Origin of the sequence: Planotetraspora mira (genome assembly GCF_016863275.1) — a bacterium.
GTDB lineage: Bacteria > Actinomycetota > Actinomycetes > Streptosporangiales > Streptosporangiaceae > Planotetraspora > Planotetraspora mira.
The window spans coordinates 100,889-115,268 of sequence record NZ_BOOO01000017.1 but is presented as its reverse complement, the minus strand read 5'-3'; the positions used below and the strand labels follow the sequence as shown (position 1 = coordinate 115,268).

General features: G+C 71.2%; 12 protein-coding genes. All 12 read right to left on the bottom strand.

Going from position 1 to position 14,380, the window contains the following annotated elements; translation table 11 throughout:
- Positions 1-6: 6 nt before the first annotated feature.
- Positions 7-957, bottom strand: coding sequence for an RNA polymerase sigma-70 factor (locus Pmi06nite_RS17155; RefSeq protein WP_239113973.1), 951 nt, complete (start codon positions 955-957; stop codon positions 7-9).
- Complete coding sequence (locus Pmi06nite_RS17150) at positions 954-1,910, bottom strand: NAD-dependent epimerase/dehydratase family protein (protein WP_203954015.1); 957 nt, start codon at positions 1,908-1,910, stop codon at positions 954-956. The genes Pmi06nite_RS17155 and Pmi06nite_RS17150 overlap by 4 nt, the downstream gene beginning before the upstream one ends.
- A 125-nt stretch (positions 1,911-2,035) precedes the next feature.
- Positions 2,036-3,139: a DNA glycosylase AlkZ-like family protein gene (locus Pmi06nite_RS17145; RefSeq protein WP_203954014.1), complete on the bottom strand. Its 1,104-nt coding sequence runs from the start codon at positions 3,137-3,139 to the stop codon at positions 2,036-2,038.
- 158 nt (positions 3,140-3,297) lie between these two features.
- Positions 3,298-5,526, bottom strand: coding sequence for a hypothetical protein (locus tag Pmi06nite_RS17140; RefSeq protein WP_203954013.1), 2,229 nt, complete (start codon positions 5,524-5,526; stop codon positions 3,298-3,300).
- 54 nt (positions 5,527-5,580) lie between these two features.
- Positions 5,581-7,572, bottom strand: a complete 1,992-nt coding sequence (locus Pmi06nite_RS17135) for a glycoside hydrolase family 31 protein (RefSeq protein ID WP_203954012.1) — start codon at positions 7,570-7,572, stop codon at positions 5,581-5,583.
- 100 nt (positions 7,573-7,672) lie between these two features.
- Positions 7,673-8,491 carry a carbohydrate ABC transporter permease gene (locus Pmi06nite_RS17130; protein ID WP_203954011.1) on the bottom strand — a complete coding sequence of 273 codons (819 nt, stop codon included), beginning with the start codon at positions 8,489-8,491 and terminating at the stop codon, positions 7,673-7,675.
- The gene (locus tag Pmi06nite_RS17125; RefSeq protein WP_239113972.1) at positions 8,488-9,480 is read right to left on the bottom strand and encodes a carbohydrate ABC transporter permease; all 993 of its coding nucleotides are present in this window, start codon (positions 9,478-9,480) and stop codon (positions 8,488-8,490) included. The genes Pmi06nite_RS17130 and Pmi06nite_RS17125 overlap by 4 nt, the downstream gene beginning before the upstream one ends.
- Positions 9,481-9,493: 13 nt before the next feature.
- Positions 9,494-10,750: a sugar ABC transporter substrate-binding protein gene (locus Pmi06nite_RS17120; protein WP_203954010.1), complete on the bottom strand. Its 1,257-nt coding sequence runs from the start codon at positions 10,748-10,750 to the stop codon at positions 9,494-9,496.
- Between the two features lie 71 nt (positions 10,751-10,821).
- Positions 10,822-11,859, bottom strand: a complete 1,038-nt coding sequence (locus tag Pmi06nite_RS17115; RefSeq protein WP_239113987.1) for a LacI family DNA-binding transcriptional regulator — start codon at positions 11,857-11,859, stop codon at positions 10,822-10,824.
- 119 nt (positions 11,860-11,978) lie between these two features.
- Complete coding sequence (locus Pmi06nite_RS17110) at positions 11,979-12,506, bottom strand: PH domain-containing protein (RefSeq protein WP_203954008.1); 528 nt, start codon at positions 12,504-12,506, stop codon at positions 11,979-11,981.
- A 40-nt stretch (positions 12,507-12,546) separates the two neighbouring features.
- Positions 12,547-12,624 (bottom strand): 50S ribosomal protein bL37, encoded by a 78-nt coding sequence (locus Pmi06nite_RS43220; RefSeq protein ID WP_505881654.1) that lies wholly within the window; start codon positions 12,622-12,624, stop codon positions 12,547-12,549.
- Between the two features lie 11 nt (positions 12,625-12,635).
- Positions 12,636-14,045 carry a TROVE domain-containing protein gene (locus tag Pmi06nite_RS17105; protein WP_203954007.1) on the bottom strand — a complete coding sequence of 470 codons (1,410 nt, stop codon included), beginning with the start codon at positions 14,043-14,045 and terminating at the stop codon, positions 12,636-12,638.
- Positions 14,046-14,380: the final 335 nt, after the last annotated feature.

Sequence of the window (14,380 nt, the reverse complement as noted above, 5' to 3'; positions counted from 1 at the left end):
GATAAATCAGCTGATGTCCTGATTAATGTGGGAGAGCTTGTCGGGGTTGAGGACGGCGTAAATGGCGTGGATGCGGCCGGCCCGGATGTCGAACGTGACGAGCTGCCGCTGACCGTCGATCACCGTCCAGATCGCAGGCTCGCCGTTGGCCTCGACCGCGCGGACCTCCTCGATCGGATAGCGCGACATCAGCCCGGCCACGAACGCCAGCACCTTGGCGCGGCCGACGACCGGGCGCAGCGCGGCGCGTACCTTGCCGCCGCCGTCGTTGTAGGCGACGACGTCCTTGGCCAGCACCTCGGTCAGCGTGGCCAGGTCGCCGCTCCGCGCGGCGGCCAGGAACCGGCCGAGCAACTCGTCGTGGTCCGAGGCCGACGGGTGGAATCTGTCCCGGCCGTCCGCCAGCCGCTCGGCCGCACGGTGGTGCCACTGCCTGCACGTCGCGGCCGAGCTGCCGACGATCTCGGCGATGTCGTCGTACGGCAGGTCGAACGCCTCCCGGAGCACGAACACCGCGCGCTCGGGCGGGGACAGCCGCTCCATCAGATGCAGGGTCGCGTAGGAGAGGGTGTCGCGGAGTTCCGCCGTGTCGAGCGGGCCGAACGCCTGGCCGTCCACCGGCTCGGGCAGCCAGGGACCGGTGTAGGCCTCACGGGTCACCCGCGCCGACCGCAGCTGGTCCAGAGCGAGCCTCGACACGATCGTCACGAGGAAGGACCGCGGCTCGCGCACCTCGGACCTGTCCGTCTGCGTCCAGCGCAGATACGCGTCCTGGACCACGTCCTCGGCGTCCCACATGCTCCCCAGCAGCCGGTATCCGAGGCCGAGGAGCAACTGCCTGTGCTCCTCGAACACCTCCGCGGACGTCCGCATGCCCTGCCCCTCTTCCTCGGCCTGTGTGTTCCTGTTCCCGCCGGGCCCGCCGGGCCCGCCGGGCCCGCCGGCGTCAACGCTCATGCGGACGCGGCCATTTCACCGCCGAGTTCACCGCCGAGTTCGGCGGCGAACCCCTGGAGCACCGAGGCGTACCGCGGCCGCCAGTCCAGGCGCAGGCGGGCGCGGGCGTTGTCGGCGCCGCGCAGCCAGTTCATGAAGGCCACCCCCCAGCCTCCGACGGCCAGCCGCGCGAGCGCGGCGGGCGCCTTCCTGGGGGCCGGGGCGCCGAGGATCTCGGCGAGCCGGGGCAGCCACTCATGGAGGGCCGCGGGTTCGTCGTCCACCAGGTTCAGCACCCCAGTGACGTCCTGCTTGTCGAGGGCGGCGGCGACGGCGGCCGCCACGTCGTCGGCGTGGGTGAAGGAGAAGACCGCGTTCCCGCCGCCCACCAGCGGCACCTTCCCGGCCCGCACCTGCCGGGTGAACGAGCCGTCCGCGGCGTAGATCGAGTCGGGTCCGTACAGATGCCCCAGGCGCAGCACCAGCCCGCCGGCCCGCGTGGTCAGCCTCTCCAGCTCGACCAGGGCGTCCAGCACGGGGACGAACTCCTTGGGCGTGCCCGTCCGCCACAGCGGGGCGTCCTCGTCGGCCGGGCCCTCGCCCGGCTGGTAGCCGTAGGCCAGCCCCTGGCTGATGATCCGGGCCCCGCTCGCGGCGTCGATCAGGTTGCCGGTGCCCTCGGTGCGCAGCCGGTTGGTCAGCGCGAAATCCCGTGACAGTCTCTTCGGATCGATCGTGGCGGGAATCGCGGTGAGCATGTTCACCACCGCGTCGGGCGCCGCCTCGCGGACCGCCCGGTGCAGGCTCTCCCGGTCCAGGGCGTCCCCGGTCACGACCCCGGCGCCCGCCTCCATCAGCGCCCGGGCGTCACCTCCCGGCCGGACCAGGCCCACCACGTCGTGCCCGACCGCGGTCAGCAGCGGCACCATCCTGTGACCGATCACTCCGGTGGCTCCAGCGACGAGAACTCGCATGATCACTCCATGTCTCCGCCCCGGCCGCCGGCCGGGGAAAGTTCGATTGCGGCGACAGGACGGGCGGGCGGGCTCTCGTGTGACAGACGTCGGATGTGATTCAGGCCACAGTGGTCATGAAGCGCTCAACGAGGCAAGGTGAGGTCCAGGCCGAGCCAGCGAGCCAGGTCCTCGATCTCGTGACCGATCTCGTCGGTCATGGTCTCGGTGAAGGCGGCGTCCCGGTGGATCGCGTCGACCCGCAGCACCCCGGCCGCGCGGTCGGCGGTGGCGTCGAGCTTGCCCACCAGCCGGTCGCCATAGAGGATCGGCAACGCGAAGTATCCCCACCGGCGCTTGGCGGCGGGCTTGTACATCTCCAGCTGGTAGTCGAACTCGAAGAGCTCGACGGCGCGCTTGCGGTCGTGCAACAGCCGGTCGAAGGGGGACAGCAACGCCGCACGTCCCGAGAACGGCCGGCCCAGCAGGGCCGGATCGACTCGCCACCTGCCCTTGACCCCCTCGACGATGGCCGGCTCACCCGCCTCGCCCACGTCCGCGGGCTCACCGGGATACACCGGCCCTCGGGCGCGGGCGATGCCCAGAGCACGCATCCGCCGCTCGTCGCGGATGCGCGACGCCTCGTCGACGGGGACCACCGGGTCATCGGGGTAGACCCGCGTCGCCAGATCCCAGAGCCGCTCGCGACCGCCGCGCCCGGCGATGGCGACCTCGCCTCGCGACACCATGAACTCGAGCAGTTGCGTGACGTTGCGGTTGTCGGTCCACCCGGTCGACTTCCACGGCACCTTGCAGGTGTCCGGCAGATCGCGTGACGGCAGCGGCCCCGAGGAACGAAGCCGATCGAGGATGTCGAGACGGCACGCGTCGTTGGCGCGCACCCAGTCGCGGTTGTACTCCCGCCATGCGGTCGGTTTCCCGCTCCCCGGCCACTCGGCCATCTCGGCGCGGTACAGCGCGAGATCTTCGCTGGGCCGGATCATCGCCCGGAGCTCGAGCAGCGTGTGGTTCTCAAGCGCCGTGGTCAAGCCCGCCGGTGCGTACGACGACCCGAGGCGACTCCACGCGACGAGGTCGGCGTTCGGCGCGATGGCGGCGGTCGGGTCGATCTGCAGCAGGGTCAGATGACGCACCACATCGAGCAGCTCGGCAGGCCGCGAGCTGTCCAGGAGCTGCGCCTGCACGGCGATGCGGCGCGCGTCAGTACGAGAAAGCTCGTGGACGGTCACGACACGAGGTTAGGCGACCGATCTCAGCGGGAGCCACCGCCCGGACGATCTCTCCGGGATTCGCCGTCCAGGAGGATCCACCACATCGACGTCGCGCTCGTGGCCGCGTCCGAGCCTTCCCCGGTGCGCCGTACGGCCGGCGCACCGGGGAAGACGGGTCATCGGGTGACGTCGGCGCTGTCGAGCGCCGCGTTGTACCCGGAACTGGCGGCGTTGCGGTTGCCGGTCAGCCGCACTCGCAGGGTGTGGGCGCCCGTGGGCAGGACCGGACTCGTCCATACGACGCCGGAGGCGTTGCGGGACGGGCTGTAGCCGTCGACGGTGGTCTCCTGGCCGCCGTCCATCGAGACGGCGATGATCTGCTGGTCGACGTCCCGCACTGCGTGCAGGGCCACCCGGGTGCCGGTGAAACGGAACGTCGCCGTCGCTCCGGCGGTGTAGCTCCAGTTGGCCGTTCCGGCGTACATGTCGGGCACGCCGGTGGTCAGGCCCCAGTTCGGGCCGTACTGGAACTGCAGGTCGCCGGTGCCGGTGGTGTCGCCGTCCACGGTGACCGTCGTCGGCGGCGGGGCGGCCTGCTGGGAGACGTCGGCGCGGTCGAGGGCGATGTTGACGCCGCCGCTCTGGGGGTTGCGCTGGCCGGTGTTGACGATCGTGAGCGTGTGCGCGCCGGAGGACATGACAGGGCTGGTCCATACGACGGCGGAGGCGTCGCGGGACGCGCTGTAGTCGTCGACCGTCTGCGCGGCCCCTCCGTCGACCGACACGGTCATCCTGCCCTGGTCGACGTCGCGTACGGCACGCAGAGCCACCTGGGTGCCGGTGAAGCGGAACGTGGCGGTTGCTCCGGCGGTGTGGCTCCAGTTGGCCGTTCCGGCGTACATGTCGGGCACGCCGGTGGTCAGGCCCCAGTTCGGGCCGTACTGGAACTGCAGGTCGCCGGTGCCGGTGGTGTCGCCGTCGACGGTAACGGTGCCGGTGCCCGGTGCGCCGCCGCCGGGGGTCAGGGTGATGGTGTAGGCGTCGGTGCCGGAGGCATGGGTGACCGGGACGCTGATCGCGCCGCCGGTGACGGCGACGTTCCCCTCGGACACGGTCAAGGGCGCCGACAGCGGGCTCTGATTCGGGATCCGCTCCACCTTCACCCGCACGGTGCCGTTGACGACCAGCCACGGCGCGGCGGACAGGCCGTTGACGGCGACGGTCGTGGTGCCGGTCTGCCCGGACTGGTTGCCGAGCAGCGCGACGGCACGTCCCTGCCCCTGGTCGAGAGCGGCGGCGACGGCGACGCCGTTCGCGTTCGTGGTCGCGACCAGGTTGCCGGTCATCTGGGCGTACGCCCGGTAGACCCACCACTGCCCGGTGGGCTGCCGGCCGGATGTCAGGACGGAGTCGAGGGTCCCGGCGACGCAGCAGTCCGACCAGATGGCGTGGGCGGCGGCCGAGATGTCCGACAGCGCCAGCCGGTCCAGATACCAGGCCAGGTAGCCGGAGTTCTGCTGCTGGGAGAACAGGTACTCGTCCATGGTCAGCGGCATCGCCGGGATGCCGTTCGCGGCCAGCACGCCCTTGGCGTCGGTCGCGTCGGCCACGGGATCACTGCTGAAGTGCCAGTTCAGCACGTTGGGGAGCGTCCCGTCGGCCTTGGTGCGGGCCAGGAAGTCGTTGATCCAGGTGCGGTTGTAGCCGCCGAAGGACGGGCCGACGACGACGGCCGAGGGGTCGAGCCGCCGGATCTCGTTCACCGCCGTGTCCCACATCTGGAAGTACTGGGCGCTGTTGACGCCGCGCGGCCAGAAACTCGTGCCCTCGGGCTCGTTCCAGATGTCGTACCGCACCGGGACACCCGAGGCGCGCACGTCGGCGACCAGCCTGCCGACGAACGTCCGCCAGTTGGCGCAGTCGCCGTTGTCGCAGGGGTACACGGTGCCGGCGGGCTGTTCGGTGTCCGCGCCCCAGACGTCGGAGACGAGCAGGTGGTAGGCCGCGCCGTACGGGGCGGCCGTCACCCGCCGGGCCTGGTCGAGCGCCGAGGTGAGGCGCACCTGGTAGCCAGGTCCGGCGGCGTAGCCGTCGCCGATCCAGCCGTGGCCGGCGATGCGGGCGCCGCCGCCCCGGAAGAGGGTCGGCCGCAGCGGCTGCAGGAGGTCGTCGGCCGGTGCGGACCCGTTCTGGTCGAGTCCGTAGAGGAATCCCGCGCCGGCGCGGGTCGGAACCTTGCCGCGCTGGGCCAGGTTGACGGTGACCGTGCCGTCCGCGGCGCCGGCGGGCGCCGCGAGCAGCGGGGTCATCGCCACCACGGCGGCGACGGCGAGCACCGGCGCGAGCCATCGGCGGATGAGACGGGTGAGGCGGATACGGGCGTGGAGGCGGGCGTGGGGGGTCATCACTCCTCCTGGGGGGTGGGTAGAGGCGGACGGACCGGGGACGCGCCGGGTGGGTCAGGGATGGATGGGAAGCCGGGCGTCGTCCCGGGCGAACAGGGGGATCCGGTTGAGAGGGGCGTCGACCGTGACCCGGGTGCCCCCGAGATGGACCACGCCGGTGTCGGTGTGCGTCCAGGAGGCTCCGGCGGGCAGGTACACCTCGCGGCTGCGGGCGCCGGGTGCGGTGACCGGGGCCACCAGCAGGTCGCGGCCGAACATGAACTGGTCGTCGACGGCCCAGGCGGCGGCGTCGCCGGGGAACTCCAGCAGCAGCGGGCGCATCAGGGGCAGCCCGGTGCGCTCGCCGTCGCGCAACTGGTCGTGCAGGTACGGCCGCAGCCGCTCGCGCAGGCCCATCATGTCCGTGATCGCCTGAAGCGCCTCGTCGCCGAAGGACCAGACCTCGTTCGGGCCACCGGACACGCCGACGAAGCTGCGGTTGACCCGCGGATCGCGGTGGCCGTGCAGACGGAACAGCGGGCAGAACGCGCCGAACTGGAACCACCGGACGATCAGCTCGCGGTACGCCGGATCGTCGGGATCGCCGCCGTGGAAGCCGCCGATGTCGGTCGTCCACCACGGCATCCCGCTCATCGCGACGTTCAGCCCGGCCCGTACGGAGGACGCGAGGGCGTCGAACGTGGCCGGGATGTCGCCTGACCACAGGGCCACGCCGTAGCGCTGCGAGCCCGCCCAGGCCGAGCGGGACAGCGAGAGCACCTCGGTCTCGCCCAGCGCCTGCATGTGCTCATAGACGCCGCGCGCGTGCTCCCGCGGGTAGAGGTTGGCCACCTCGCTCCCCGGGCCGGCGGCGAAGCTGAGGTTGTGCGCGTGCCCCGGCCGCGTCTCCGGCTCGCAGGCGTCGAGCCACCAGATGCGGACCCCGGCCTTGTAGTAGTGCTCGTACAACTGGTCCCACAGCCAGTCCCTGGCCCGCTCGTCGGTCGCGTCGTAGAACGCCACGCCGATGTCGGAGTCCGACTCGCCGTCGGGCCACTCGGCGTGGACGGCCGCGCCGCTCTCGGTGGCGATCAGCAGTCCGGCCTCGCGCATCGGGCCGTAGTTGGCCGACAGCGGGCTCACCGAGGGCCACACGGAGACGGCCGGCTCCACCCCGAGGCGCCGCAACTCGTCCACCATCGCGTGGGGATCGGGCCAGGCGTCGTGGTCGAAGTCCCAGTCGCCGATGTGCCGCCAGTGCAGGTAGTCGACGACGATGACGGACAGGGGCAGGTCGCGGCGGGCGTACTCGCGGGCGACGCCCAGCAGTTCCTCCTGGCTCTCGTAGCGCAGCTTGCTCTGCCAGAACCCCGACGCCCACGACGGCAGCCGGGGGGCGTGCCCGGTGGCGTCGGCGTAATGGGACAGGATCTCGGCGGGCGTCGCGCCCGTGGTGAGCCAGTAGTCGAGCTGCCGGGCCTGGTCGGCCACCCAGCGGGTGCCGTTGGCGGCGAACTCCACCCGGCCGACGGCCGGGCTGTTCCACAGCAGGCCGTAGCCCCGGCTGGACACGGCGAACGGGATCGTCACCTCGCCGTTGCGCTGCCGCAGCTCCAGCACCATGCCCTTCTGGTCGAACCGGCCGTGCCCGTGCTGCCCGAGCCCGTAGATCCTCTCGCCGTCGTAGGCGGCGAACCGCTGCTCGATGCGGTGGTGACCGCCGCCGGCCGCCTCGAAGTGGCGCGACCCCGGCCACCAGAAGTGGGCCGGCTCCTCGCGCAGCAACTCGGCGCCGGTGTCGGACCGGGTGGCGGTCAGCAGCCCCTCGGCGGTCACGGTGACCGTCAGCATGCCGCAGGTCAGCGTGGCCTGATCCGCGCCGATCTCGACGCGTGCGCCGTCCGGCGCGGGGGGTTCCGCGTCGAGCGCGCCGGGCAGGCCGTCGAGGATGTGGTGGACGCCGGCGCGCACCCGCACGCTGTCGCGGCCCCACGGCTGGATGGCGAGCACCTCGTGTCCGCGCCGCCAGATGAGCTGGTGCGCGGACTCGGTGAACGGACGAGGCAAGGGTTCTCCTGTCACGGAAGATCAGAGGATTCGTGGGAGTGGAAGCGTGGGGGCGGTCCACGACGGTCAATGGTGCGGGGCGGGGGGCGGTCCACGGCGGTCAGTCCTTCACGCTGCCGGCGGTGATGCCGGCGGCGACGTAGCGCTGGGCCACCACCAGCAGCACCGCGACCGGCACGGACGCCATTACCCCGGTGGCCATCACGCTGTTCCAGTCGCTCATGTGCGCGCCGATGAACCGGTAGATGCCGACCGTGATCGGTGCCCGCTCGTCGCGTGAGGTGAGGGTTACGCCGAACAGGAAGTCGGCCCAGGCGAACAGGAACGAGAACAGGCCGGCCGTGATCACGGCGTTGCGGCTGACCGGCAGGATGATCGACAGAAGCGTCCGCAGCCGTGACGCGCCGTCGATCGCGGCGGCCTCGCGCACCTCGGTGGGCACCGTCCGCATGAACGCGTGCAGGATCAGGACGGCGAACGGCACCGACAGCGTCGAGTCGGCCAGGATGAGCGCGAGCGGCGAGTTGATCAGGTGCAGGGCGTCCGCGGCGACGTAGAGGGCGTTGGCCATCACGATGCCCGGGATCATCTGCGCGATCAGCAGCGCGAACACCAGCAGCCTGCCACCGGCCGCGCGAAGCTGGGCCAGCCCGTACGCCGCGGGGACGGCGATCAGCAGCGTCACCGCCACCGTGCCCAGCGACACGTAGAGGCTCGTGAGCAGGTGACCGCCCTGACTGGACAGGGCGTTGCGGTACCCGTCGAAGGTGGCGTGGATCGGCAGCCAGGCGGGCTCACTGCCGACCAGTTCGGTGGAGGGCAGCAGGGACGCGTTCACCATCCAGTACAGCGGGAAGAGCATGACCGCCAGGATCAGCACCCCCGCCGCCGTCGTGGCGTACCGGCGGAAGGCGGTCATGCGGCTGCCCGTCCTTCGCCGTCGCGGGTGGCGCGGAGATAGACGAAGGCGAAGACCACGGCGACGACGATGAGCAGGTTGCCCACGACGGCTCCGTGACCGAACGTCAGCCGCTGGAACGACAGGTCGTAGGCGAAGGTCGTCAGGGTCTGCGAGGAGTTCGCCGGCCCGCCCTGGGTGAGCACCATGATCACGTCGAACACCTTCAGGGTGTAGATGAGCCCGAGGGTGAGCACCACGGCGGTCACCGGGCGCAGCAGCGGAAGGGTGATGTGCCGGAACCGCTGCCAGGCGCCGGCCCCGTCCAGCGCGGCGGCCTCGTAGAGGTGGGCGGGGATGCCCTGCAGGCCGCCGTAGAGGATCACCATGTTGAACGGAATGCCGACCCAGACGTTGACCAGCGTCACCGACAGCAGGCTCACGCTCGTGCTGGCCAGCCACGGGATCGGCTGGTCGATGAGGTGGGCCTGCATCAACGCCTGGTTGAGCACGCCCGAGTCGGTCTCCATGATCCACCGCCAGGCCGTGCCGGACACGACCAGCGGCAGCAGCCACGGCACCAGCAGCAGTGAGCGCAGCACGCCGCCGAGGGGGAACCGGCGCTGGAAGAACACCGCCAGCGCCAGGCCGATGCCGAACTGGAAGAGCAGCGAACCCACCGTGAACGCCACCGTGTTCACCACGGTCTTCGCGAACGCGGGGTCCCGCCAGACCGCCTCGTAGTTCCGCCAGCCGACGAACGGCGCCCGTCCGGTGAAGAACGAGGTCACCGTGTAGTCCTGGAAGCTCATCCGCACGTTGCCCGCCAGCGGGTAAACGTAGAAGGCGGCGACGTACAGCCAGGCCGGCGCGATGAAACCGAAGGCGGCCCAGCCGGTGCCGCCCCGGCCTCCGCGAACGCCCGCGCTCCGCCCCATCGGCTTTCCGATGGGGCGCACGCGGACGCCGCCGGCCGGCGCGGCCTGGCTGTGGATGGTGTCGGCCATCATCAGAGGGGTCCTCTCAGGCCGCGGCGTCCTGCGCCGCGCTCAGCGCCTCCTGCGGCGGCGTGCCGCCGGCCAGGGACGCCTGGATCGCGTTGAACAGCGCCTCGCTGGCCTTCGGATACGCGGTTCCCAGCTCGGCGGTGCGTGCCCGGGCGGTGGCCACCTCCTCGACGAACGCGGCCAACTGGGGGTTGGAGGCGGCCATCTGCTCGGCCGCCGCCTGGTTGCTCGGGATGTATCCGGCGTTGGTCGACCACTCCAGGCTCTTGTCCTGGCTGAGCAGGCACTTCAGGACCGCGACCGCGTTCTTCTCCCGGGCGGGGTCGCTGTGGCCCACGGTCCACACCTCGCCGCCGAGCGGCGTGACGGGTTTGGCCTCCGGCGACGGGATCGGGATCGGGACGATGCCGAAGTGCAGGTCCTTGTTCTCGTTCAGCGTGGGGAGCTGCCACGGGCCGTTGACCATCATCGCGGCGTTGCCCGCCATGAACTGGTCGTTGACGTCGGCCTGGGTCCAGGTGACCACCGACTTGGACGCCGACTTGCCGTCCACCAGGTCCTTCCACAACGTCAGCGCCTGGACGGCCTGCGGCGAGTCCAGCTGCTTGAGGCTGGCTCCGGCCGTCCAGAAGAACGGCTCGAACTGGAAGCTGCCCTCCTCGGTGCCCACCGCGGAGAACGCGATGCCGTACCGGGAGCCCTTGGTCAGGGCGCGGGCGGCCTTCGTCAGGTCGTCCCAGGTCTTCGGCGGCGTCAGGCCCGCTTCGGTGAAGACGTCCTTGTTGTAGTAGAGCGCCAGGCCGTTGACGCCGGGCGCGATCCCATACGTCTTGTCCTGGAACTGGCCCGCCTCGACGATCGAGGGGTACAGCCCCTCCGTGGTCAGCCCCGCGTCGGACAGCGGCAGCAGGCCCCCCGTCGCGGCCAGCTGGGGCAGGTCCGGGTTGTCGATGAGCGCCAGGTCGGGCATCGCGCGCGACGACGCCTGCTGCAGCAGCTTGGGCATGAACTGGGCGCGCGGCACCTGCTGATGCTCGATCTTGACGCCCACCTGGGCGCCGCACTCGTCCAGCAGCTTCGGCAGCTGGGTGTTCTGAGGCGCGGCCTCGTAGTAGTCGATCTCGGTCAGCGTCGAGGCGCTGCCCGAGCCGGTCCCGGAGGTGTCCCCGACGCTGTCGCCGCACGCGGTCGCGGACAGCGCGGTGACGGTGACGACGGTGACGGCCGCGGCGCGGCGCGCTAACCGGACGGAGGGACCCGATATGCGTGTCATCGTGGACTGCCTTTCGAACTGATTCGACGAACGGCGGTTGAACGTTCGCCCTGTTGTGGAGCGGAGGGGGGTTAATCCGTCGTGGGGCGGTGGGTGCCGGCGGCGGCGTCGCGCCGCCGGCCGGTGCTCTCCCTGACCTTCAGCTCAGGTGCCAGCATGGTGACCGACGGCGGCCGCTCGCCGTTGATCAGGTCGGCCAGGCGCTGTACGGAGATCCGCGCCAGGTCCTCCACGGGCAGGGAGACCGTGGTCAGCGGATGGGCCAGGCGTTCGACCGCGTCGTCGGGGCAGATCGCGATGACCGAGATGTCGCCGGGGACCCGATGGCCGAGCGAGGCGAGACGGTCGACCACCAGCGGGAGCGCCCACTCGTTGTAGACGATCAGGCCGCTCATCTCGGGGTCCTCCGCGAGCAGTTCCTCCAGCGCGGCGACCACGCCGCCGGAGGAGGGGTCGCACGCGGTCCACGTGGCCTGGGCGCCCTGCTCGCGCAGCGCGGTCATGGCGCCGTCGCGGGCGTGGGCGGCGTAGGCGACGCCCCGCCGGTAGGTCTCGGGCGGCTGGCCGAGGAAGCCGATGTGGGAGTGCCCGAGTTCCAGCAGGTGCTCGGCGCACAACCGGCCGCACGCGGCGAAGTCGAAGTCGACGTACGGCAGGCCCTGCGGGTTGTCGGGGGTGCCGACCAGGACCGCCGGGCACTTCAGCGAGCGCAGCAGTTTCGCCCGCTGGTCGCGCTGCTGCACCTCCATCACCATGACGCCGTCGACCAGCGCCGTGCCGACCGCGTCCCTTATGGCGGTCTCGCCGTCGTCGTCGGGCAACATCAGCAGCTTGAGGCCGGCCTCCCGCGCCGCCGCCAGGGCCGCCCACACGTACGGCATCTGCACCTGGTTGTGCGGGCCGTGGACGAGGGGCAGCGCCATCGCGATGACACCGGTGCGGCGGGTCCGGATCGACTGGGCGCCCGCGTGCGGCCGGAACTGCAGTTCCTCGATGCTGCGCTCGACCCGTTTGATGGTTTCGGCGGAGATCGACCGTTTGCCGCTCAGCACGTACGACACCGTGCTGCGTGACACGCCCGCGTGCCGCGCGACGTCGGCGATGGTCACCGTCAAGGCCGTCTCCTGCTTTCGAACTGATTCGATTTCGGCAACGTAACATCAGCACTGATCGCTGACAAGACCCATCTTCGCCCGTCCCGCGACGCGGGGAGCGGCCCGGTCGGTGCTCACGGCCCGACCGGCACGCCGTGGCGTCGCAGGGCGTCCCGGAACGCGCGTTCGTCGGCCGGGGTGACGCCGTAGCGCGTGCCGTCCCTGGTCCCGATCACGAGCACGTTGTTCGACGGCCGGGTCGCGCACATGCGCACGCGGCCGAGCCCCGCGCAGCGCATGCCGTACAGGGCGATGCCGGGCATGGCCAGCGCGGCCGCGGAGTCCTGGGCGAGATGGGAGGACGTCACGGAGGTGATGTCGGACAGCCGGATGCGGTAGCGGAGCAGCGGGCCGTACTTCGCGGTCAGCGTCGTCTCCGACACGACGTAGCGCATCAGCGGAAAACACAGTGCCAGGGCGAGCAGGTACGCCGCGACGAGGGCGAGGCCGAGACCGAAGAGGATCTCGGCGAAGGTCCCGGCGGTCAGGTTGGTCGCCGCCGCGAATCCGAGCAGGGCCGTCACCACGGCCAGCGACAGGTAGCCGCGGGACGGACGCGGAAGGAAGAGCTCGGGAAGCATCATGATCACTTTCTCGGCCACGAGGGCTCCGGCACGTCGCCGTGCCGGAGCCCTCGGGAGATCAGCCGTGGCCGGGTTTCATTCCGTGGTTGGCGTTCTTGTTCCTGCGGGTGCGCTTCTTGCGGGCACGCTTGGACATGGTGATCTCTCTTAGAAGGGCCAGGCGCCGGTGCGCGCCATCTCGATGTGCGGGATGGCGGCGAACCAGGCGTCGCTGACGTCGGTGATGATGTGCTCGTGGCCGGGCACGGTCACGGCCTCCGCGGCTTCGACCGCGGCGCCGGGGTGGGTGAGGACGACGACCCGGTCATGCCCCCGCACGTGCTCGCGCAGAGCCTGGGCCACCGTCTGGCCACCGCCCGGTTCGGCGAACCGGGCGACGGTGTCGATCAGCCGGTCGCCACTGCCTGCCGTGACCGGTCCGGTGACCCGTCCGCACTCCACCAGGTCGGCGGAGGAGGACCGCAACGCGAGGGCGGCGCCGAAGACGGCCGACGCGTCCGCTCGCGTCAGCGGCGACGTCGCGGAAACCGGCGCGGACATCGGCTCGCTGCGGTCCACGAGGATGACCGTGCGCCCGGGCAGGGCCGGCACCTGATCCAGGGAGTGCTCCAGGGCCTGCTCCAGCGCCCATGTCCAGCGCGACGAGGGGACGGAGCGGTGGGCGGTGAGGATCTCCACCGGCAGCGCCCGGCCGCGCTTCACCGACTTCTGCGCGGCCAGATCAGCCGATATCCAGTCGGCGACCTCGTCGGCCAGGCCCGCCCGGTCGAAGTCGGGCAGGTGCGCCAGTCGCTCCCGGTAGCTCATCGGCGGGACGACCACGGCCCACGCCTTGTCGGTCATCGTCCCGCCCAGCCAGTCGCGTACCTGCTGCCAGTTCATCGCGGCCTTGACGAACACGCCGCCGGCGTCGGGCCGGTCGAGTGTGCGAAGACGTCTGTCGGCCGGCACGGCCTCCAACTGGGCCCGTGCGCGCAGCGTCGTCAGCGAGTCGGGAACCGGGTGAGAGCCGCGCCGGCGAAGCGCCGCGTACTGGAAGATCTCGTTCTGGATCTTGCCGATCGGCTTGGGGTGGGTGAGGGCGATCACCTCGGCGAAGCGCATGGCGGCGTCCTCGGTGTCGTAGGTGAGGAGCGCGACTTCGTCGTACAGTCGCGCGGCGGCGTCGGCCACGCCCGCCTTGACTGATTTGGGGATCGAGTTGCCATGGCGGCGGACCCAGTGCGCGAGCAGGTCGCCCGGCTCGTCGGCCCGGGTCAGCAGGTTGTCGATCAGTTCGCGCCTCTCTCCGGGAGCGCCCAGACCGGCCACCATCCGTGCGTGCATGAACTCGACCGCGACCGCGATGCCGAACCGCCGCAGCGCGGGCTGCCTGCCCGTCCAGTCGATGAGGCCGCGGACCCATGGCGCCTCGGTGACCGCCAACTGATCGACCAGGGTGGCGAAGCGATCGCCGGGGTCCTGTGCGGAGTCGTCGGCCACGGTACGCGCGGCCAGGAGGAACAGTTCCTTCTTGGCGGTCGTGATCGAAGGCGCGAGGGGGTGAGGTGTGGTCATGGCCCTTCTCCATTGATCGGCGGGAACCTGTTCCCGCCCTTGGGGGGCCTCCCGAGATGGAGTGACCGGATTTCTCCGTGAAGCCCCGAGGCTCGGCGAAGGAGGCGCGGGTATGCCCGGCCGCAACCTCGTCCGCCTGTCTGGGGCGTTCACCGGGAGGCCATCGGCGCCGGATCACATGATCGTGGTCACGGCGCGGAACGGGTCGGTCTGAATGTGCAACGGGGACCCGCCACCCGTACGGACGTCCCGGCTCAAGGGACGTGACATCGAACGGGCACAAACAAGGAGAGAAGGCACGCGCGGCCGGAGATCTCCGTGCAGGCGATCCGCGG

Coding starts and splice junctions, on each gene's coding strand:
- Pmi06nite_RS17150 (WP_203954015.1), bottom strand. CDS start 1,910: ATGCGAGTTCTCGTCGCTGGAGCCACCGGAGTGATCGGTCACAGGATG.
- Pmi06nite_RS17130 (WP_203954011.1), bottom strand. CDS start 8,491: ATGACCGCCTTCCGCCGGTACGCCACGACGGCGGCGGGGGTGCTGATC.
- Pmi06nite_RS17125 (WP_239113972.1), bottom strand. CDS start 9,480: ATGATGGCCGACACCATCCACAGCCAGGCCGCGCCGGCCGGCGGCGTC.
- Pmi06nite_RS17105 (WP_203954007.1), bottom strand. CDS start 14,045: ATGACCACACCTCACCCCCTCGCGCCTTCGATCACGACCGCCAAGAAG.
- Pmi06nite_RS17140 (WP_203954013.1), bottom strand. CDS start 5,526: ATGACCCCCCACGCCCGCCTCCACGCCCGTATCCGCCTCACCCGTCTC.
- Pmi06nite_RS43220 (WP_505881654.1), bottom strand. CDS start 12,624: ATGTCCAAGCGTGCCCGCAAGAAGCGCACCCGCAGGAACAAGAACGCC.
- Pmi06nite_RS17120 (WP_203954010.1), bottom strand. CDS start 10,750: ATGACACGCATATCGGGTCCCTCCGTCCGGTTAGCGCGCCGCGCCGCG.
- Pmi06nite_RS17155 (WP_239113973.1), bottom strand. CDS start 957: ATGAGCGTTGACGCCGGCGGGCCCGGCGGGCCCGGCGGGCCCGGCGGG.